Below are 15,947 nucleotides of genomic sequence, written 5' to 3'. Positions count from 1 at the left end.
GTCCTGCCTCTCTGTAGGCGGCCCCGGAGCGATTCTTGGCGGAAGAGTCCGGGGCCTTCTTCTTTTTCGTGCTTCGAGTGGGTGGTCAGGTGGTGGCGGCCGCGAGGGTGGCCCAGGCCTGGGCCAGGGCGATGCCGCGCTGGCCGTGGCGGTTGGTCGGGTCGGCGTCCAGCTCGTCGAGCAGCCGACGGGCGTGCTCGGCCGGGGTCGGCGGCTCGGCCAGCGGCGGGTCGGGGTTGAGGTGCTCGGCGCCGTCCAGGACGGTGCGCGGGTCGGACACGGCCCGCGCGATCGTGTTCCGGGCCAGCGGCCCGACGTCGTGGACCCACGGGGTGGCTATGCCGTAGCCGGAGGTCTCCACGCGGACCCGGTGCTCGCCGTGGGTGGACACCGCCAGCACGCGCCAGGCACGGGGCCTCCCCCCCTCTCCGGTGCTGATCGTGGCCAGCGGGCAGCCGATCTCGACCACGGGGCGGCCGGCCGCGTAGTCCCACCGGACGGTGGTCAGGTCGTCGGCGGTGGTCTTGACCCCCAGGTCGAGGTCGTCCAGGTGGTCCGCGAGGCGCTGGGCCGCTGGCAGGGCGGCGGCCCTGGCGCGGGCCAGGCCCTCCTCCCGGCGGCGCTCCTCGACGGCGTTGCGGTCGGCTGCCGCCGCGCGGCGCTCCTGGATCAGCTGGTCGATCGCCTCGGCGGGCAGCTCGCAGGGCTGCCTGTGCCGGTCGCTCATCTCGGTCTCCTCAGTGCTCGATCTGGACGGGTTCGGGTGCGGCGGGTGCCGGCTTCGGCTCGGGTCCGGGGGACTCGGCGGCCCGTCGCTGGGCCAGGTGCTCCTGCTCGAGGCGGTCCAGGCGCTGCTCGGGCGCCTCCTCCCGGCGCGGGGCCGGGGCGGTCGGCTGCTCCGGGCCGTCGGCGGGTGCGGTCGGCTCGGTCTCGCGGCCGCGCTCGGGTTCTGCCGGGGCGTCCGCCGTCCGCTCCGCCGACGGCCCCGCGGCGGGCGCGCCTTCGGCCTCCTTCTCGGGGTCGTCGTCCCTCTCGGGCTCGGCCAGCGGCTCCAGGTGCTCGACGAGCTGGGGCGGCTCGGGGCCGAGCCGGTCCAGGGCGGCCTCGGCGGCCGCGATCAGGTCCGGCGCGGCGGCCCCCGAGTCGTCGCCGGCGGCCTGGAGGCCGGCGACCGCCTGGTGCACGCGGTCGGCGGCGGCGTCCCGGGACACCCGTGCGGCCAGGCCTCCCGTGGTGGCGTCCGTCGGGGTGACGGGCTCGGCGGCCACCTCGCCGAGGGGCGGGCCGCCGCGGGCCTGCATGGCCGCGTCGACCACCTGTCCGTCGATGTCGACTCCGCGCTCGCGCAGGTCGCCGACGACCTCCAAGGCGCGGCGGACCTGCGGGTCGCGGACGGTGGCCGGGTCGACGTCGACCTGGTCGAGCTGCTCGGGGGCGGCCATCAGGGATCCGAGGAGGCGCCGCTCCCGGGCGGCCCGCTCCGGGTCCGCCTCGGGCTCGGGTGCGGGTGCCTGTTCGGCGGCGCGGGATCGGCGCAGCCGCGCGTCGTCGCTGCGGTCCTGCTCGGCCTGCTGGCGGTCCTGCTCCTGGCGGTGCTCGGCCCACTGGCCGCCCTGGTCCGGGAGCATCTCGCCCGGCTTCAGAAACGTCCGGCCGTTAGGGGTCTCAGGGCTCCGCGGGGCGTCGATGGAGGCGTTGGCCAGTGCGTCCACGGCCCCGGCCAGGCGGTCGATGATGCCCCAGGCGGGCGAGGTGATCCGCTCGGCCGCGTGCGCCGGGTCGGTGCGCAGGGTCGCCATCAGCTCGCGCGCCTCGTCCAGCTGCTCCTGGGCCTTCACCAGCGGTGTCTTCGGCCGCTCTTTGACGGCCTCGACCGCGGTGCGGGCCCCGGCGGGCAGGCGCTCCCAGGCCTGCCGCATCCGCGCCAGCTTGCCGCGGGCCTTCTCGGCGGCCTCGGCGGTGGCGCCGGGCTCGTCGGTGTGCGCGGCGGTCCTCAGCTCGTCCGCCATGTCGCCGGCGGACCAGTGCATGGCGGCGTCCACCACGAGGACCGCCGACCGGTCGGGGCGGGCGCCCTCGGCGGCGTCCGTCAGGCCCCACAGCCTGGCCGGGTTGGCCAGCTCGGGACGCACCCGGGTGTCGTCGCCGGCCTCTTCGGCGGGGGCGGTGTCGGCGCGCAGCCGCTCGGCCACGGCCGACCGGGTGGCGTGTCCGCTGGATGCGGTGTCTTGGAGGCGTTTCCAGACTTCCTGGTGGTAGCCCTTGCGGAACAGCGAGCTGCTGGTGATGCCCCACTCGCGGACCTGCTCGAGGAGGCGGGGGCCCGCACCCTCGCCGTCGGCGCGGGCCTCCTCGTCCAGCAGGATCTGCCCGAGCAGAGCGGCCTCCGCGCGCTCTACCGGGTCCATCAGCGCCACACCCCCACGGCGGCGGGGCCGAGGACGTCGGCCAGCTCGGCGAGCTGGTGGTGCTCCTCGGGGGTGGGGGCGGGCAGGTCGGGCTGGTCGGGGCCGGTGACCTGCACGGTCCGCAGGCCGTCGGCGTTCTCCAGGGTCGGGACATGGGTAGGCTGAGCCACGGAAACTCCTTGGCAAAGGTCGGTTTCTGAAGCCCCGGCCGGTGGCGGAATCACCGAGCCGGGGCGCTCTTGTCTCTGCAGGCCCGGGGCGGAATCCCAAGCGCCGCACATTGACACTCTGCAGACAGCTTGCTAGCTTTGTCAAGTGGTCACAAGCTAGCAATACTTCAAAACGTGTTCCGGGCACACTGGTATAGCGATCTAGAAAGCCCGCAAGCCAGGAAGGTAGCCAGGTGCCCAGCGACAAGAACGAGGAGGAAGGGCGTGACTCCATGCAGACGGCTCCGGCGCCGACCGCTGAAGAGGAGGACTTGGTCCAGCTCACTGGTCGCGTCCCGAAGTCTTTGCGCCGCCGCGTGAAGATGGCCGCGGCCGCGCTGGACATGAGCGCGCAGGACATCCAGCGACGTGCGATCGAGGAGTACCTCGAACGACACGGTCTTTAAGAGGAACCCCGACCGGCGCCTTTTCCGCCAAGAAACCCGCGCCGACCGGGGTCACCGACCAGAAACAGGAAGGTTCTGATCTTGTCCTCAATGCTACGGGCCCCTGACGGGGCAGCCGATGACCAGGACGGTTACACGCCCCAAGCAGCCGGCACCGTCCGCGACGGCGACGGGACGACACGCCGCTATACGGTGGTGGGCTGGCCGCCCTTCGGCCGCTCGGGCTCGAAGAAGGCGGCCGCCGACAAGCCGGAGAAGCGGGGCGGCTGGTACGTCCTGACCATCACCTCGGCGTTCCTGCTGCTCATCGCCCTGGCTGCGGGCACGATGTACGTGTCCTACGAGGCCCAGGTCGCCTACGTCCACTCCTACAAGGGCCAGGGCCAGGCGGTCGAGCTGGCGGTCCACCTGGAGGCCATCGCCTGGGACGCCGCGGCGCTGATCTTCGGCCTGCTGGGGCTGGCCACCGCGATGCGCGGCCAGTCCGCGCTGCGGGCGCGCATCGGCAACCTGGTGTGCATCGGCGTCAGCGTGGCGATGAACGCCGCACCGGTGTGGGACGGCGCCCAGACCGGCGCCGGAGCGCTGCTGGTCTACGCGGGGCCGCCGCTGCTGTACGCGGCCACCTCCGACACGGTGATCCTGGAGATCCAGAACCGCGCCTGCCGTGACCAGGACAAGAGCCACAGCATCTGGGCGCTGGTCGGCGCCCTCTTCCGCAGCGTCGGCGCGGTCTTCGGGTGGCTGCTGCTGATGGTGCTGGACTTCAAGCGCGCCCCCGGGGCCGCACGGAAGTGGTACGTGGAGCACTGGAACTACGCCCCGGGCCGCTCGGCCGCCGACGACAAGGCCGAGAAGGCCGAGAAGCGGGCCCTGGAGGCCGGCGACATGGCCGAGCGCGTCAAGGCCGCCTCGGCCGAGCAGGTCCAGGCCCTGGAGGCCAAGGCCGAGGAAGAGCGGGCCGCGCTGCGCGAGCAGCACGCCGCCGACCTGCAGGCCGCCCGCGAGGAGGCCGAGCAGCGGCTGCAGGAGCAGAAGGCCGAGTACGAGGCCGCCCTGGAGGCCCTGCGCCAGCGCCTCGCCGGTGTCGAGCAGCGCGCTGAGGAAGGCCTCAAGGCTGCCGAGCAGCGCCGTGAGGCCGACCTGGACGCCCAGGACACCGAGCGCCGCCGCGAGGTCGAGCGGCTGCGCGCGGCCGTGGAGCAGGCCGAGGCCGGCGCCGAGCAGGCGCGCGCCGAGGCCGCCCGGCTGGGCCGGGAGCTGCAGGTGGCGCGCGGCGTGCTCTCCCTGCGCCAGCAGGTGGAGCTGATGTACGACGAGCTGGGTCGGCGCGGGGACGCCCGGTACGGCTCCTACGAGGAGATCGACGCCGTCGCCGAGGAGCTGCTCGCCCGCCTGGAGGAGGGCGCCGAGGCCCGCACGGTCCGCCGGTACCTGCGCGAGATCGTCACCGGCCTGGCCGAGTCCGGCCAGCACACCGGCGCGGCGCCCGCCGAGACTCGCGTGACCAGCGCGTCTGAGGCCATGATCGGGGGTGCGTGATCATGACTGATCACAACGTGACCAACGGGTCGCCCGAAAACCTCGGGGTCACACCCCCCGGAGCGGACGCCCTTCCCCAGGCGATGAACACCGCCGACGCACAGGACGCTGTAATGAACCACCTCCTCCTCCCGCTCGCGGCGCAGGCGCCGCCGGAGCTGCCGATCCCCTGGGACCTGGTGTCGCCGGAGCTGATGGCCGGCGGGGCCGGGCTGCTACTGGTGGCCGGAGCGATCGCCAACGCGGTGCACCGCAACCTGCCCGCCTCCTCACGGCGGCGCCCGGCCCTGCGCCTGGGCTGGCGGGCCAAGCTCCGGCTGCACCCCGGCCCCGGCTGGGCGGGCGACTGGGAGCGCTACCGCAGCCTGGGCCTGCCCGCGGCCCGCAAGGTCGCCAAGTCGGCCCGCCCCTCGCTGTCCTGGTGGGACCGGCACCGCCCCGGCGCCTGGGGCGCCTATGCGACCAAGGTCGGCACCGGGTGGGGCTGGGCCATGCCCCGGCGCGCCTTCATCGACGTGGAGACCATCATCCTGGCCATGGCCGGGCCGCGCCGGGGCAAGTCCTCGGCCGCGATCAACTCGATCCTGGACTGGGTCGGGCCGCTGGTGGCGACCTCCATGCGCGACGACCTGGTGGACGCGACCATCGGCCCCCGCACCGAGCAGGGGGGACGGGTCGACATCCTCAACCCCGAGGGGGTCGGCAACTACGCCACGACGTTCGGGTTCAGCCCGGTCACCGGGTGCGCCGACTCCTTCACCGCGGCCCGCCGGGCGGTGACCATGGTCGAGGCCGAGACCGGAACCGGCCTGTCGGACGCCCAGTTCTGGCACGACCAGACGTCCATGGTCCTGGCCGGCTACCTGCACGCCGCCGACCTGGCGGGCTACACCATGGACGACGTCTACGAATGGGCCAACGGCGCCGACGACACCCCGCTGCGGGTGCTGCAGAAGGCCGCCGGCGCCAACCCCGCGTCGCGGGGGGACGTGGAGAACTTCCTGCGGTTCATGCCCGACCGCACCAAGGGGTCCCTGGTCAGCACGCTGCGGGGCACCCTGAAGTTCATGCAGAACCCCGAGGTGCGCCGAGTGGTCGCAGGCGACCTGCCGCAGCTGGACCTGGGCGAGTTCCTGACCAGCGGCAACAACACCCTGTACCTGGTGAGCAAGGGCGCCGACTCCGCAACGCGGCCGCTGTTCGCCGCGCTGCTGGACGAGATCGCCTTCACCGCCCAGGTCGAGGCGACCCAGGACGGCGCCGTCCACGACCAGGCCCAGGCCGCCGGGCGCGCACTGTCCAAGAAGCGGCGCCTGGACCCGCCGCTGCGCATGGAGCTGGACGAGCTGGCCAACACCGCGCCCGTCCGGGTCGACCGGTGGGTCTCCTGGATGGGCGGAACCGGGGTCCAGATCCGCATGTACGCCCAGTCCTGGGCGCAACTGGAGGAACGCTACGGGCCCATGGCCCAGGCCTTGTGGGCCTGCGCCGGGGCGATCCTGGTCTACGGCGGCAGCACCGAACTCGAGATGCTCCGGCGGGTCTATGAGCTGGCGGGCAAGGTCGAGGTGCGCAGCACCGACACCATCACCTACGACCAGCACGGCAACAAGAACAGGGAGAAGAACTACCGGGAGGTGGACCTGCTCACCGCGGCCGACATGCGCCTACCCCGCCACTGGGCGATCCTGTTCACCGGCGACGCCCAGCCGATGCTGGTGCGCACGCCCAACGGGCACAAGCGCAAGGAGGTGCGCCGCTGGAAGGACAAGCGCCCCGCCGGGTTCCTGGCACCGGTCAAGCTGCAGGCCCCGACCCGCAACGAGGAGCTGCGCGAGCAGATCGAGCGCGAAAAGGCCGGCGACCAGCACACCCCGGCCGAGCCGGCGGCCGAAGAGGCCCCGGCCACCGAGGAGCGCACCCCGGCCCAGGCGCCGCCGCTGCCCGACGAGATCGCCGAGCGGCGCCGGATGCGCCAGGAGGCCCTCGTCGAGCAGGCGCGCCAGCGCCGCCTGGAACAGCAGGGCGAGAAGGAGGCCACCGCCGGTTCCCCGCCGCCGGCCGCCGGTTCCCCCTCGGCCGACACCGAGGGGGAGGGCGAGTGGTCGGGGCCCCCGCCCCGGCTCTCCCCGCCCGCTCTCCAGGACGGGCCCCCGCCCCCGCCTCCGCCCTCGACCGGGTCCGGGCTCCCCGCCCCGCCGCCCGCCCCCCAGGCGGGTCCGCAGGACGGCGGGCCGCCGCCCGCCCCGCCGACGCAGGGCCCGGAGCGGCCGCGGCTGCACCCGGCGCCCTGGCTGCCCCCGGAGGAGGGCGGCCCCGGCCGCAAGAGCCTGCCGGAGCTGGACAACGAGTCGACCGGCGACCCGATGCCCTGGGACGAGCCCTGGGGCCAGGTCGATGACCTGCCCCCGCTCGACGACGACGAGGAGAAGTAGTGGCGGACGCAGACGACGAGCTGCGGCGGCGCCTGACCGGGGCCGGTGCCTCCCACAGCGGGGGCGCCGGCCCCGCCGGTGAGCAGACCATGCTCGCGCTGTCGATGGTCAGCGGGGACGTGCGCGAGCTGCAGCTGCGCCTGGACCGGCTGGCCGAGCAGGTCGAACAGGGGGATGCCCGCACCGCCGAGGGGGCCCGGGAGCGGCTGCAGCAGGAGACCGAGGCCCTGCGGGCCGAGCTGGTGGCCGTCGCCCAGACCGTGACCGAGCTGGGGGAGACCGTCGAGGCCCTGGGCGCCGAGGAGGAGGAGAAGGAGAAGCCGCCCCGCCCCTGGGACTGGGAGGCCATGGACTGGCGGCAAGAGGTCGAGGCCATCCGCACCCTGGCCGAATGGCTCCCGCAGCTGCACGCGGCCTGGCGCCCGGCCCTGAGCACCGTCCCGGACAAGGCGCAGACACCGCTGGTGCCCGAGTGCTGGGCCGAGCACCCGGACATGCGCCGGGCGCTCAGCGCGCTCTACGTCGCCTACCAGCAGGCCTACAAGGTCAAGAAGAGGAGGCCGCACCACGAGACCGACTGGTACCGCGCGCTGCACGAGCGGCTCGGCGACATCACCCAGCTGGCCTCGGCCTACCGGTGCCACAGCGCGAGCGAGGACAAGCCGCACATGCTGCTGCGCGGTGAGCGCCAGGAGGCCGGGGCCGAGAGGGTCGTGCAGCGCATGGTCCTGGCCCAGCTGCACGAGGCCGAGGCCGCCGGCCGCACCGACGATGCCCTCGCCCTGCGCGAGGAGTTCGACCTGGACGACGAGACCGTGAGGGTGTTCATGGCCGAGCGGTTCCGGGCGGTGCTCTCCGCCCCGACCGCCTCCCAGCCCGTCGGGCGGCTGGAGTCGGCCCGGCTCCTGGCCGACTACCAGGTCGTGGGAGCCGACGACCTGCGTTGGGCCCAGTGGCTGAGCACCCTGATGCAGGACCTGGAGGCCATCGGCCACCGCGGAGACGACCTGTCCGGCCTGGCCCGGCAGCGCCTGGAGCCACTGCTAGAGGTCTACGGCCCGCTACTGCGCAAGTACGACGCGATCCGCAAGGTGATCCCGATACTCGTCGAGCAGCGGGCGGCCAGTGAGGCGGGCGACGAACACCAGGTTCGGCACCTGCAGCAGAGGATCGCCGCCGAGATCCAGGGCCACGACATCACCGACGAGGACATCCAGGTCGTGTGGGAGGAGCGCAGGGCCGCCAGGAAGAAACACTGACGGCTGCCACGCAGAAGGGGGAGGGCACCCGATCCGGGCGCCCTCCCCCTTTCTCGTCGTCGGCCGTGTCATGCCTCGTCGATGGGCGCTCCCCACGGCGGCTGGCCTGTTGCGCAACGCAACCAGAGACAGGTGTGCTCCACGCCGACGGAGTAGTCCTGGCTGCGGCGTAGCGGCGACTCGGTGTGCGAAGTCTGGCCGTGAATGTAGCGCACCGCCACGGACTCCTCGTACTCGATATCGCTGCAGGTCGGCGGACTGTTCCGGGGCGCCTCCCCGGACAGCGGGCCGCGGCCGCGGCCGAAGGCGAAGTCCACGGTCGCACACACCGCCCGGTAGAAGTCGCTCCCGGGCTCGGGGGCCTCGGTCAGCTCACGTACCAGCCAATCGATGGCGGCCGGCTCGCGCACCGGTGGCTGGGCGGCGATGAAGTCCTGCTCGTCGGCGTCCAGCACCAGCTTGTGGCCGCCCGGCTGATTCATCCGCCGGATCAGCTCTGCCCCCTCCTCCCTGGACAGCGCCCTGGGGGGCGGCATCGGCGCCTCGCTCGCGATGATCTCCGAGACCGGGGGCGGGATGTAGCGCTCAGAGCTGCTCATGGCGCGACCCTACCCACCTCACAGGGACAGCCCAGGGCCCTTGCGCTGGTGCGGCCCCGGCGGCGGGGGCGCCGCCGCCCGGCCGGGCTGGGCGGGCCCCTTCGGGTTCAGCTGCGGCGCCCGGTTGCCCGAGGACAGGGCCGCCGCGCGCATCGCGCGCTCCCGCGCGGTCTCCTCGCGGGCCGGCTCTTCGCGGTCGGTCGCCTTCTCCTGCTCCTGGGACTCGCGCTCCCGGCGGCGCTCGATCTCCTGCTCCTCCCGGCGCGCCAGGTGGTCGCGGTAGCGCTCGCCGTCCTGGCGGCGCTCCTCGGCCTCGGCCTCCCGACCAGTGGCCCGGTCGGCGGCCCGCCGCAGGATCTCGCGGGCCTGGCGGGCCTGCTCCAGGGCCCGGTCCAGCCAGGAGTCCTGGGTGCGCTCGGCCAGCCCCAGGTCGAGTTCCTCCTGCACGGCCTCGGTCTCGGGACGCTCTGCGCGCTCGGCCTCGTGGGCCCACAGCCGGGCGCGCTCGCTGCGCACCTGCTCCTGGCTGCGCCGCTCCAGCTCGCCCTGCTCGCCCCGGTCCAGGTCGGACTCGCCGCCGACCCCGGCGGCCCCGGCCGCGTCGCCGAACAGCTCCTGCTGCCCCTGGCCCACCTCGGGCGCCTGGGGCTGGGCGGGCTCGTGCTCGGCCCGGCGGTTCCGGCGTTCCGGGGCCGGGGGCAGGCCCAGGGCAAGCTCGCCCTGCTCGGCCTGCGGCCCGGCGCGCTCCGGCTCGGGCTCGGGCTCGTTCTGGTCGAGCAGGCCGTCCTTGGCCCACTGGCGCACCGACCGGCCCAGCAGCTCGACCTGGCCCTTGATCTTCTCGACCACGCCCGGCCGCTCCTCCTCGGCCTCGGTGCGGTCGGGCTCGCCCTCGGGCCGGTGCAGCGGCGGCAGGTCCAGGTCCTCGTGGCGCCGGTGCAGCTCGGCGTCGGCCGCCATGGCGCGGTTGCGCAGGGCCTCGGTGTGCTCGTGCCAGGCCTCGCGCTGGGCCTGGACCTCCTCCAGGCGGTCGCGTCGCTGCTCGGCCTTGCGCACCAGCGCGTCGTTGGCCACCGCGCGCGTGAGCAGGCGCTGGGCCTCGGCGCTATCAGGGTCCTGCCCCTGCAGGTGGCGGGCCCTGGCCTCGTCCAGCACTACCTGGCGGCGCCGGTCGGTGATCTCGCGGTAGACCCGGCCCAGCTCGCCGCCCACGTGCGGGGGCGCCCAGGTCGCGGCGCGCTCGTAGTCCGAGCGCCACACCCACAGCTGCCCGTCGCGGGCGCCGCAGATCTCGCGCTCGGAGGCGGTGCGCCCCAGCGCGGCCGAGGCGGCCATCCACGCCGCCCGCTGCTCAGGGGAGTGGCGCTCGGGCGCCGACGGCAGGGCGGTGGGGGAGTCGGTGTTGCCGTACTGCTCCCGGTAGGCCTGCACCCGGCCGGCGCGCTGGACCCACTCGGTGCGGCCCATGATCTCGGCCGGGGGCTCGCCGAGCCGCTCGACCAGGTAGTCGGGCGGGTCGGCGGCGGCGCGCTCGCCCAGCTCCAGCACCCGGGCGTCCATCTCCCGGGCCAGCTGCCGCACGAACCCGTCGTCGTCGGTGATGCCGGTGGGGGTGATGCGGGTCCAGGACTCCGCGGACGCCTCCCCGGTGCCGATGATCTTCTCGACCCGGGCGCTGAGCACCTGGCCGACCGAGCGGACGTCCTTCCACCCCTCGGCGGAGGCCCGGGTGATGGTCTGGTCAAGGTCGTGGCCGGCCAGCACCGCGCGGCGCACCGCGGTCATCACGGACCCGCGCGCCGGGTCCTTCGACAGCTCCTTGTTGATGTCCTCGGGCAGGATCGCTGCCAGCGCCTGGGTGGTCCGGTCGGCGATGGCCTCCTTCAGCTCCGAGGTCCACATCCCGCCCAGGTGGGCCATGTGGGTGACGCGGTCGGCTTCCAGGGCCATGCGCTCGGTGGCGGTCTCATCCGCCTGGTCGGTCTCCATGATCTGGGCCAGCACGCCCAGCGGGTCGCGCAGATCCGCCTCGTCCCCGGACCGGTCCGCGCCGGAACGCTGCTGATCCGCACCGTCCCGCGCCCCGTCGGCCGCGCTGTCGGCGGGGGCCGCCGCCGCGGTGCCCGGGGCTGCCTCGTCGAGGTCCTGATCCGCTCCGGGCGCCTGCCGGTCCGAGGTGGCACGCTGCCGTTCCGCACCGTCCCCGGCCTTCTCCGCGGTCTCCGGGCGAAGGTCGGCCTGCGGCCGCTCGGTGCACACCCACGCCGTGGAGTTGCCGCGGCCGCGGGAGAGCATGACGTAGAGCTCCTGGCGCGCGATCCCCTCCCGCACGACCGGCTGGCACTCGTCCAGGGTCCGGCCCTGGGCCGCGTGCGTCGTGCCCGCGTAGGCCAGCTCGACGTTCCGCTCGACGTAGTCGCCGGGCAGCAGGACCGAGGCCCCGGGGCGGCCCTGCTCGTCGAGCAGGCGGGCCTGCAGCCGCCCGTCCGCATGGCGCCCCACGACCTGCAGCACGTCGCGGTTGCTCAGCTCGCGCTGTTCCTCGCCGATGCGCAGCTTGCGGTTGTTCTTCCGGGCGGTGATCCGGTCGCCGACGGCCACGGCGTTGCCGTCGTGCAGCCCGGCGATGGGCTCGGCGGCGACCTTGCCCAGCTCGACCAGGCGCTCGCGCACCCGCCCGGCCAGCTCGGCGGCGTCCTCGTTGCTGGAGGCCAGCACGATCGACTGCAGCCCCCGCAGGTGCGCGGCCGCGAACGCGTCCACGGCGCCCTCGGCCATCTGTTCGTGGGTGCCGCCGCGGATCCGGCCGCGCCGGTCGTACTCGGCCAGGACCTCCTGGTCCCCGGCGCGCAACCGCTTGGAGGCCTCGCGCTCCCATTCCTCGTGGAACCTTCTCACCTGGGTGAGCTTGTAGCTGCCGTGCCGCTGCGCGAGCAGGCGCATCAGCCCGCCGGCCCCCGGGGCGCTCAGCTGCTCGGTGTCCCCGGTCAGCAGCACCTTGGCGCCGGCCTCCTCGGCGATCTCGCGGATCCGGGCCATGTGGTCGGTGGTGACCATGCTTCCCTCGTCCACGACCACCAGGTCACCGGCCTGCAGCCGCGTCTTGCGGCCGTCGATCCACCCGAGCCACCGGGTGATGTTGTAGGCCTGGTCCAGCCCCTCCCTCTGCAGCACACCGGCGGCGTTCTGGCCGGTCGTGAGCCCGATCGTCCTGCCGTCGGTGGTGGCCCTCCACAGCTTGGCCAGGCGGGAGACCGTGCGGCTCTTGCCCGAGCCCGCGTATCCCTCCAACACGTCGATGCGGCGGCCGGACGTGGTGATGCCGTAGACCGCGGCCGCCTGCTCCCCACTCAAAGACGCGAGATACTGCCGAGCTTCCTCGTGTTCCGCGTCGGATCGGGCCTGCTCCATCCCGGACCGGCCCCGGCCCACTGCGGATCCGGGGCGCTCCACCTTGTCCCCGGCCGCACCGGGCGCGGGGGCCGCCGAGTCGGCCACGGGGACACCGTGGTCCAGGCCCGGACCCGCTTCGGGCCGCTCCCGGCCCGCCGCGGCACGGCCCTGGTCCACCCCGTTCGCGCGCTCGGCGGCGGGGCCGAACCCGAGCAGCTCGGCCGCCAGGTCGGCCTCGGCCGCCGGCGCACCGGTCTGCACCGCGGCCGTGATGAACTGCTGCTCCTTGTCGAGCTGGTCCGGGGTGGTCCAGCGCTCGGCGGTGGGGTCCCGGTAGACGCTGCGACCGTCCGCCAGGCGCCGGTCGGCGGGGATCTCGACCACGTCGTCCACAGTCAGCCGCAGGGTGCGGCGCTGGCGCACGTCGGCCGGGTGCAGGGCCTGCTCGGTCAGCTCCTCCAGCAGGGCCCCCACCCGCTGGGCCGGAAGCCCGCCCAGCGACGTGGGCAGATGGCGGCTGATCGCCCGCGCCAACTCGTACCGGGTGAAGGACGGCTTCTCCCGCTGCACATCGGCCAGGGCCGCCTCGATCACCCGGCCCATGTCCAGCTGCGCCAGCTCCTCGGCGTCGGCCGCCAGCTGCGCCTCGTCCACCTGGAACAGCGCCCGCCCGGGGATACTCGCCAGCGAGTCGACCTCGGCGCGGGTGGTCTGGGCCTCCCAGGCCTCCAACTCCTCCTCGACGGTCGGGATCTCCGACAAGGCCTTCTTCGCCGACTTGGTGTCCTTCGTGACGAACTGCGCCATCTTCCACACCGCGAGGGCGTTGGGGGCGTAGCCGTGCTTGGCCTCGTAGGCCTGGATCAGCTGCTCCAGCCCGTCGACCACCTCGGCGCGACGCGAGCTGAACTCGATGATCTGCTCGATGTCGACACCGACGACCTCCCAGCCCTGCCCGTCGGCACGGGCCTCCCAGCGCAGCCCCAGCTTGCGCGCCGACAGCTCGACCAGGCCGCGATCGAACACCGCCCCCACCTGCGGGCGGGCCCGCAGCATGGCCTGCCCGTCCAGGCTCCGCCACTTGCCGTCCGGGCACAACTGCCTGTTCAGCACCGGGTTGTGCACATGCAACTGAGGATCGCCGTTGCGACTCGTATGCTGAACAAACGAGGCGGACACCCACCCGCCGGCCTCCATCCACCGGCCCGTCGAGGAGCCGCCGACCTGCTTGCCGTGGTACCCGACCCGGGTCCACCCGGCCAGGCGGGTCCACTCCTGCACCGCGGTCTGGGAGGCCTCCTCCAGCACCTCGATCATCATCCCGGCGGCCCGCTCGAGGGCCTCCGCAGTGACCAGGTCCCCAGCCTCCCGGGCCTCCTTGGCCCTGGCCAGCAGCCCGGCATGCGTCAGGGTGTAGGACTTCGGCGGGGAAGCAGCGCCGTCGAAAAAGGCCAGCGCCTTGCGCTCTTCCTTCCGCGCCTCGATAAGGAGCTGCTCGCGCCGCTCCGCGGTCGCCTCCGGCTCGGCCTTCAGCTTCTCCTGGAAGATCTCATCGGCGCTCTTGTACTGGGCGGGCTTGCGCCCCAGGCGCGGCTTTTCGGCATCCGGCAGTTCCTGGTCGAAGACCCGGGGGTCGCGGATGTCGTAATGCCCCTCGTACAACGCCTGCATGACCTCGGTGGTGACCTCGGACCCCTCGGCCAGCCCGAGCGCCTCGGCGCCCTTCCCGTGCCATTTCCCGGGCGGCTCGCCCTGCTCCCGGACCGCGGACTGGTAGTAGTTCTCCCGGTCGCGCTGGACCGCCTTGTCGAGGTAGCGCCAGTCGTACCCTCGGCCGACGGAGAACACCATCCGGGCGCTACCCCCCTCCCAACGATCGAACTCCCGTTCGAGAGCAGCCGTGACCCAACGCGCCCAGCATACCAAGATCATTAGGGAATGCATGGGTGTGTTGGAGCAGTGGGGTCGATGCATGACTACCTGGTGTGATGGGTGCGTGAGCTAGCAGAGCTGGAGTTGAAGCAAGGTGTCGGGGCTGGAGTCGGCTTGGAAGAGGCTCGATGGAGGGGCCGCTAGGGAGTGAGTTGTAGAACGCCGCTAGGCGGCCTACACTCGGCCCGCACACATCACGCACAGATCACGCCCCGCGAGGCGCCCCCGGCGCCGAGCAATTCCCCGGCTTTCGCCGGGGAATTGGGGACTGCTACCCACGGGGAATGGCGGTGGGGTTCTCCGCCCGGCTTGACCGGCGGTTTCGGCGGCGACCAGAAGACCATCCTGGCGCGTGGCCGGAGACGGTCACCACGGTTTCGGCGGCCAGCCATTCGGCTGGCCGCCACCACTTATCGTGGGATGAAAGGAAAACCGCCCCCCGGCCCCTGGGAGAAACGCGTGACCGCCACCCCCCGCACACCCCGGAAAGCGCACCGCGCCGGAGCATCGGCCTCAGCCAAAGCGCGGAGCATCGCGGCCGCGGAGCGGCCGCGCACCCTCGCCTCCGCCGCGCTCGCCGCGGCCGCCGGCGCCGCCCTCGGCGCCGTCCTCCAGGGCGCCGCCCTGGCCCTCGTCCTGGCCGCGGCGGCCGCCACTGCGGCCGCCGTCTGGCGCTGGCGCCGCTCGGCGGCTGCCACCTGGCGTATGGGCGCGGTCGGAGAGAAGCGCACGGGCCGCCGCCTCGACCCGCTCGCGCGGCGCGGATGGACGGTGCTGCACGACCGGCGGCTCGGCCCGGGGTCCCGGGCCAACGTCGACCACCTCCTGGTCGCGCCCGACGGCACCGTGGTGAACGTCGACTCCAAAGTGCGCAACGGCGCGGTGCGCTATGACCGGCGGAAGCGCTACTTGCGTATCGGCAAGACCAGCGGGTTTCAGCTGGTCAAGAGCACGCTGTACGAGTCAGAGCAGATCGGCCAGACCCTGCAGCGTGAGCTGGGCCGCCCGGTGAAGGTGGAGAGCGTGCTGGCGGTGCACCGCGCCAAGCTCCCGCCCTGGCACAACATCGAGATCAAGGGCGTGAAGGTCATGTCGGCGCGGGACGTGCGGTCGTGGCTGCGGTCCCGGGGCGGCCGGGGCACGATCGGCGGCAAGGAGGTCGCGGCCGCCGCCGAGAAGCTGTTCCACCCCTACCAGTAGCCCGGCGTGCGAAGGGGGCCCCGGCCGGGACGGCCGGGGACCCCTTCGCGTTCGCGTCAGGTGTCGGGGGTGACGTGCAGGGCGTCCACCACCAGCAGCGCGTCGTAGACGGCGCAGACCACCAGGGCGTCGGGGCGGCGCATCAGCCACACGTGCTCCACGGGCTCGCCGGCGGGGGAGAGGTAGGGCTCGGCGACCGTGGCCGGGTCCTCGGCGGCGGCCAGGTCCTCGACGTAGCCGCGGACGCGTTCGCGCAGGCGGGGGCCGAGCGGGGCCAGCTGGCGCAGGAACTGGGGGGTCAGGTTGATCTCGCGGCGACTCACGCGGCCTGGGTGCCTCCGTCGAGCAGTGCGAGCAGCTCGTCCCACTGGGCGCGGCGCTCGTCGGGGTCGGCGGCGGTGATGCGGTACCCGGGGACGTCCCGGCCGGCCTCGCGCTCGTCGGTGTGGCGCCGCACGGCAGCGTCGACGGCGGCGTGCTCCTCGGGACTCATCTCCGGGCTCATCGCGTCACCTCCAGGGCTCCGAGTCTAGCCCGGCCGCCCCCGCCGCGCCCCGGGGCCG

General features: G+C 73.8%; 12 protein-coding genes. 5 read left to right on the top strand and 7 right to left on the bottom strand.

The genetic code is table 11. The features are described 5' to 3' along the window. Window positions 1-85: 85 nt before the first annotated feature. The 3 genes from C892_RS0127710 to C892_RS31670 are packed head-to-tail and all read right to left on the bottom strand — an operon-like array spanning window position 86 to window position 2,578. The gene (locus C892_RS0127710) at window positions 86-727 is read right to left on the bottom strand and encodes a hypothetical protein (RefSeq protein WP_017559871.1); all 642 of its coding nucleotides are present in this window, start codon (window positions 725-727) and stop codon (window positions 86-88) included. 10 nt (window positions 728-737) lie between these two features. Beyond that, on the bottom strand, window positions 738-2,408 hold the full coding sequence (locus C892_RS0127705) for a prolipoprotein diacylglyceryl transferase (protein WP_152513493.1): 1,671 nt from the start codon (window positions 2,406-2,408) through the stop codon (window positions 738-740). Continuing rightward, window positions 2,408-2,578: a hypothetical protein gene (locus C892_RS31670; protein ID WP_017559870.1), complete on the bottom strand. Its 171-nt coding sequence runs from the start codon at window positions 2,576-2,578 to the stop codon at window positions 2,408-2,410. Before C892_RS31670 ends, C892_RS0127705 begins: the two co-directional genes overlap by 1 nt. Before the next feature lie 233 nt (window positions 2,579-2,811). On the opposite strand from C892_RS31670, the gene C892_RS31965 reads away from it, so the two are divergent. The 4 genes from C892_RS31965 to C892_RS0127680 all read left to right on the top strand — a co-directional run bounded on the left by C892_RS31965 (window position 2,812) and on the right by C892_RS0127680 (window position 8,260). After that, complete coding sequence (locus C892_RS31965; RefSeq protein WP_017559869.1) at window positions 2,812-3,024, top strand: hypothetical protein; 213 nt, start codon at window positions 2,812-2,814, stop codon at window positions 3,022-3,024. Window positions 3,025-3,114: 90 nt separating this feature from the next. Continuing rightward, a complete protein-coding gene (locus tag C892_RS0127690) occupies window positions 3,115-4,566 on the top strand; it encodes a coiled-coil domain-containing protein (protein WP_152513492.1) in 1,452 nt (483 codons plus the stop codon). A 2-nt stretch (window positions 4,567-4,568) separates the two neighbouring features. Further along, the gene (locus tag C892_RS0127685) at window positions 4,569-7,001 is read left to right on the top strand and encodes a type IV secretory system conjugative DNA transfer family protein (protein WP_152513491.1); all 2,433 of its coding nucleotides are present in this window, start codon (window positions 4,569-4,571) and stop codon (window positions 6,999-7,001) included. Then, the gene (locus tag C892_RS0127680) at window positions 7,001-8,260 is read left to right on the top strand and encodes a hypothetical protein (RefSeq protein ID WP_017559868.1); all 1,260 of its coding nucleotides are present in this window, start codon (window positions 7,001-7,003) and stop codon (window positions 8,258-8,260) included. Before C892_RS0127685 ends, C892_RS0127680 begins: the two co-directional genes overlap by 1 nt. Before the next feature lie 68 nt (window positions 8,261-8,328). Here C892_RS0127680 and C892_RS0127675 read toward each other — a convergent pair whose 3' ends face one another. Beyond that, window positions 8,329-8,859, bottom strand: a complete 531-nt coding sequence (locus tag C892_RS0127675) for a hypothetical protein (protein WP_017559867.1) — start codon at window positions 8,857-8,859, stop codon at window positions 8,329-8,331. A gap of 18 nt (window positions 8,860-8,877) precedes the next feature. Further along, on the bottom strand, window positions 8,878-14,103 hold the full coding sequence (gene mobF, locus C892_RS32700; RefSeq protein WP_017559866.1) for a MobF family relaxase: 5,226 nt from the start codon (window positions 14,101-14,103) through the stop codon (window positions 8,878-8,880). A gap of 540 nt (window positions 14,104-14,643) precedes the next feature. On the opposite strand from mobF, the gene C892_RS30205 reads away from it, so the two are divergent. Then, the gene (locus tag C892_RS30205) at window positions 14,644-15,384 is read left to right on the top strand and encodes a nuclease-related domain-containing protein (protein WP_017559865.1); all 741 of its coding nucleotides are present in this window, start codon (window positions 14,644-14,646) and stop codon (window positions 15,382-15,384) included. 56 nt (window positions 15,385-15,440) lie between these two features. Here C892_RS30205 and C892_RS0127660 read toward each other — a convergent pair whose 3' ends face one another. Then, the gene (locus tag C892_RS0127660; protein WP_017559864.1) at window positions 15,441-15,707 is read right to left on the bottom strand and encodes a type II toxin-antitoxin system RelE family toxin; all 267 of its coding nucleotides are present in this window, start codon (window positions 15,705-15,707) and stop codon (window positions 15,441-15,443) included. After that, entirely contained in the window at window positions 15,704-15,889 is a 186-nt protein-coding gene (locus tag C892_RS0127655) for a hypothetical protein (protein WP_017559863.1), read from the bottom strand. Before C892_RS0127655 ends, C892_RS0127660 begins: the two co-directional genes overlap by 4 nt. Window positions 15,890-15,947: the final 58 nt, after the last annotated feature.

This window comes from Nocardiopsis baichengensis YIM 90130, assembly GCF_000341205.1.
In the GTDB taxonomy this organism is placed as follows: domain Bacteria; phylum Actinomycetota; class Actinomycetes; order Streptosporangiales; family Streptosporangiaceae; genus Nocardiopsis_A; species Nocardiopsis_A halophila.
This window is presented reverse-complemented; position numbering and strand designations above follow the sequence as displayed.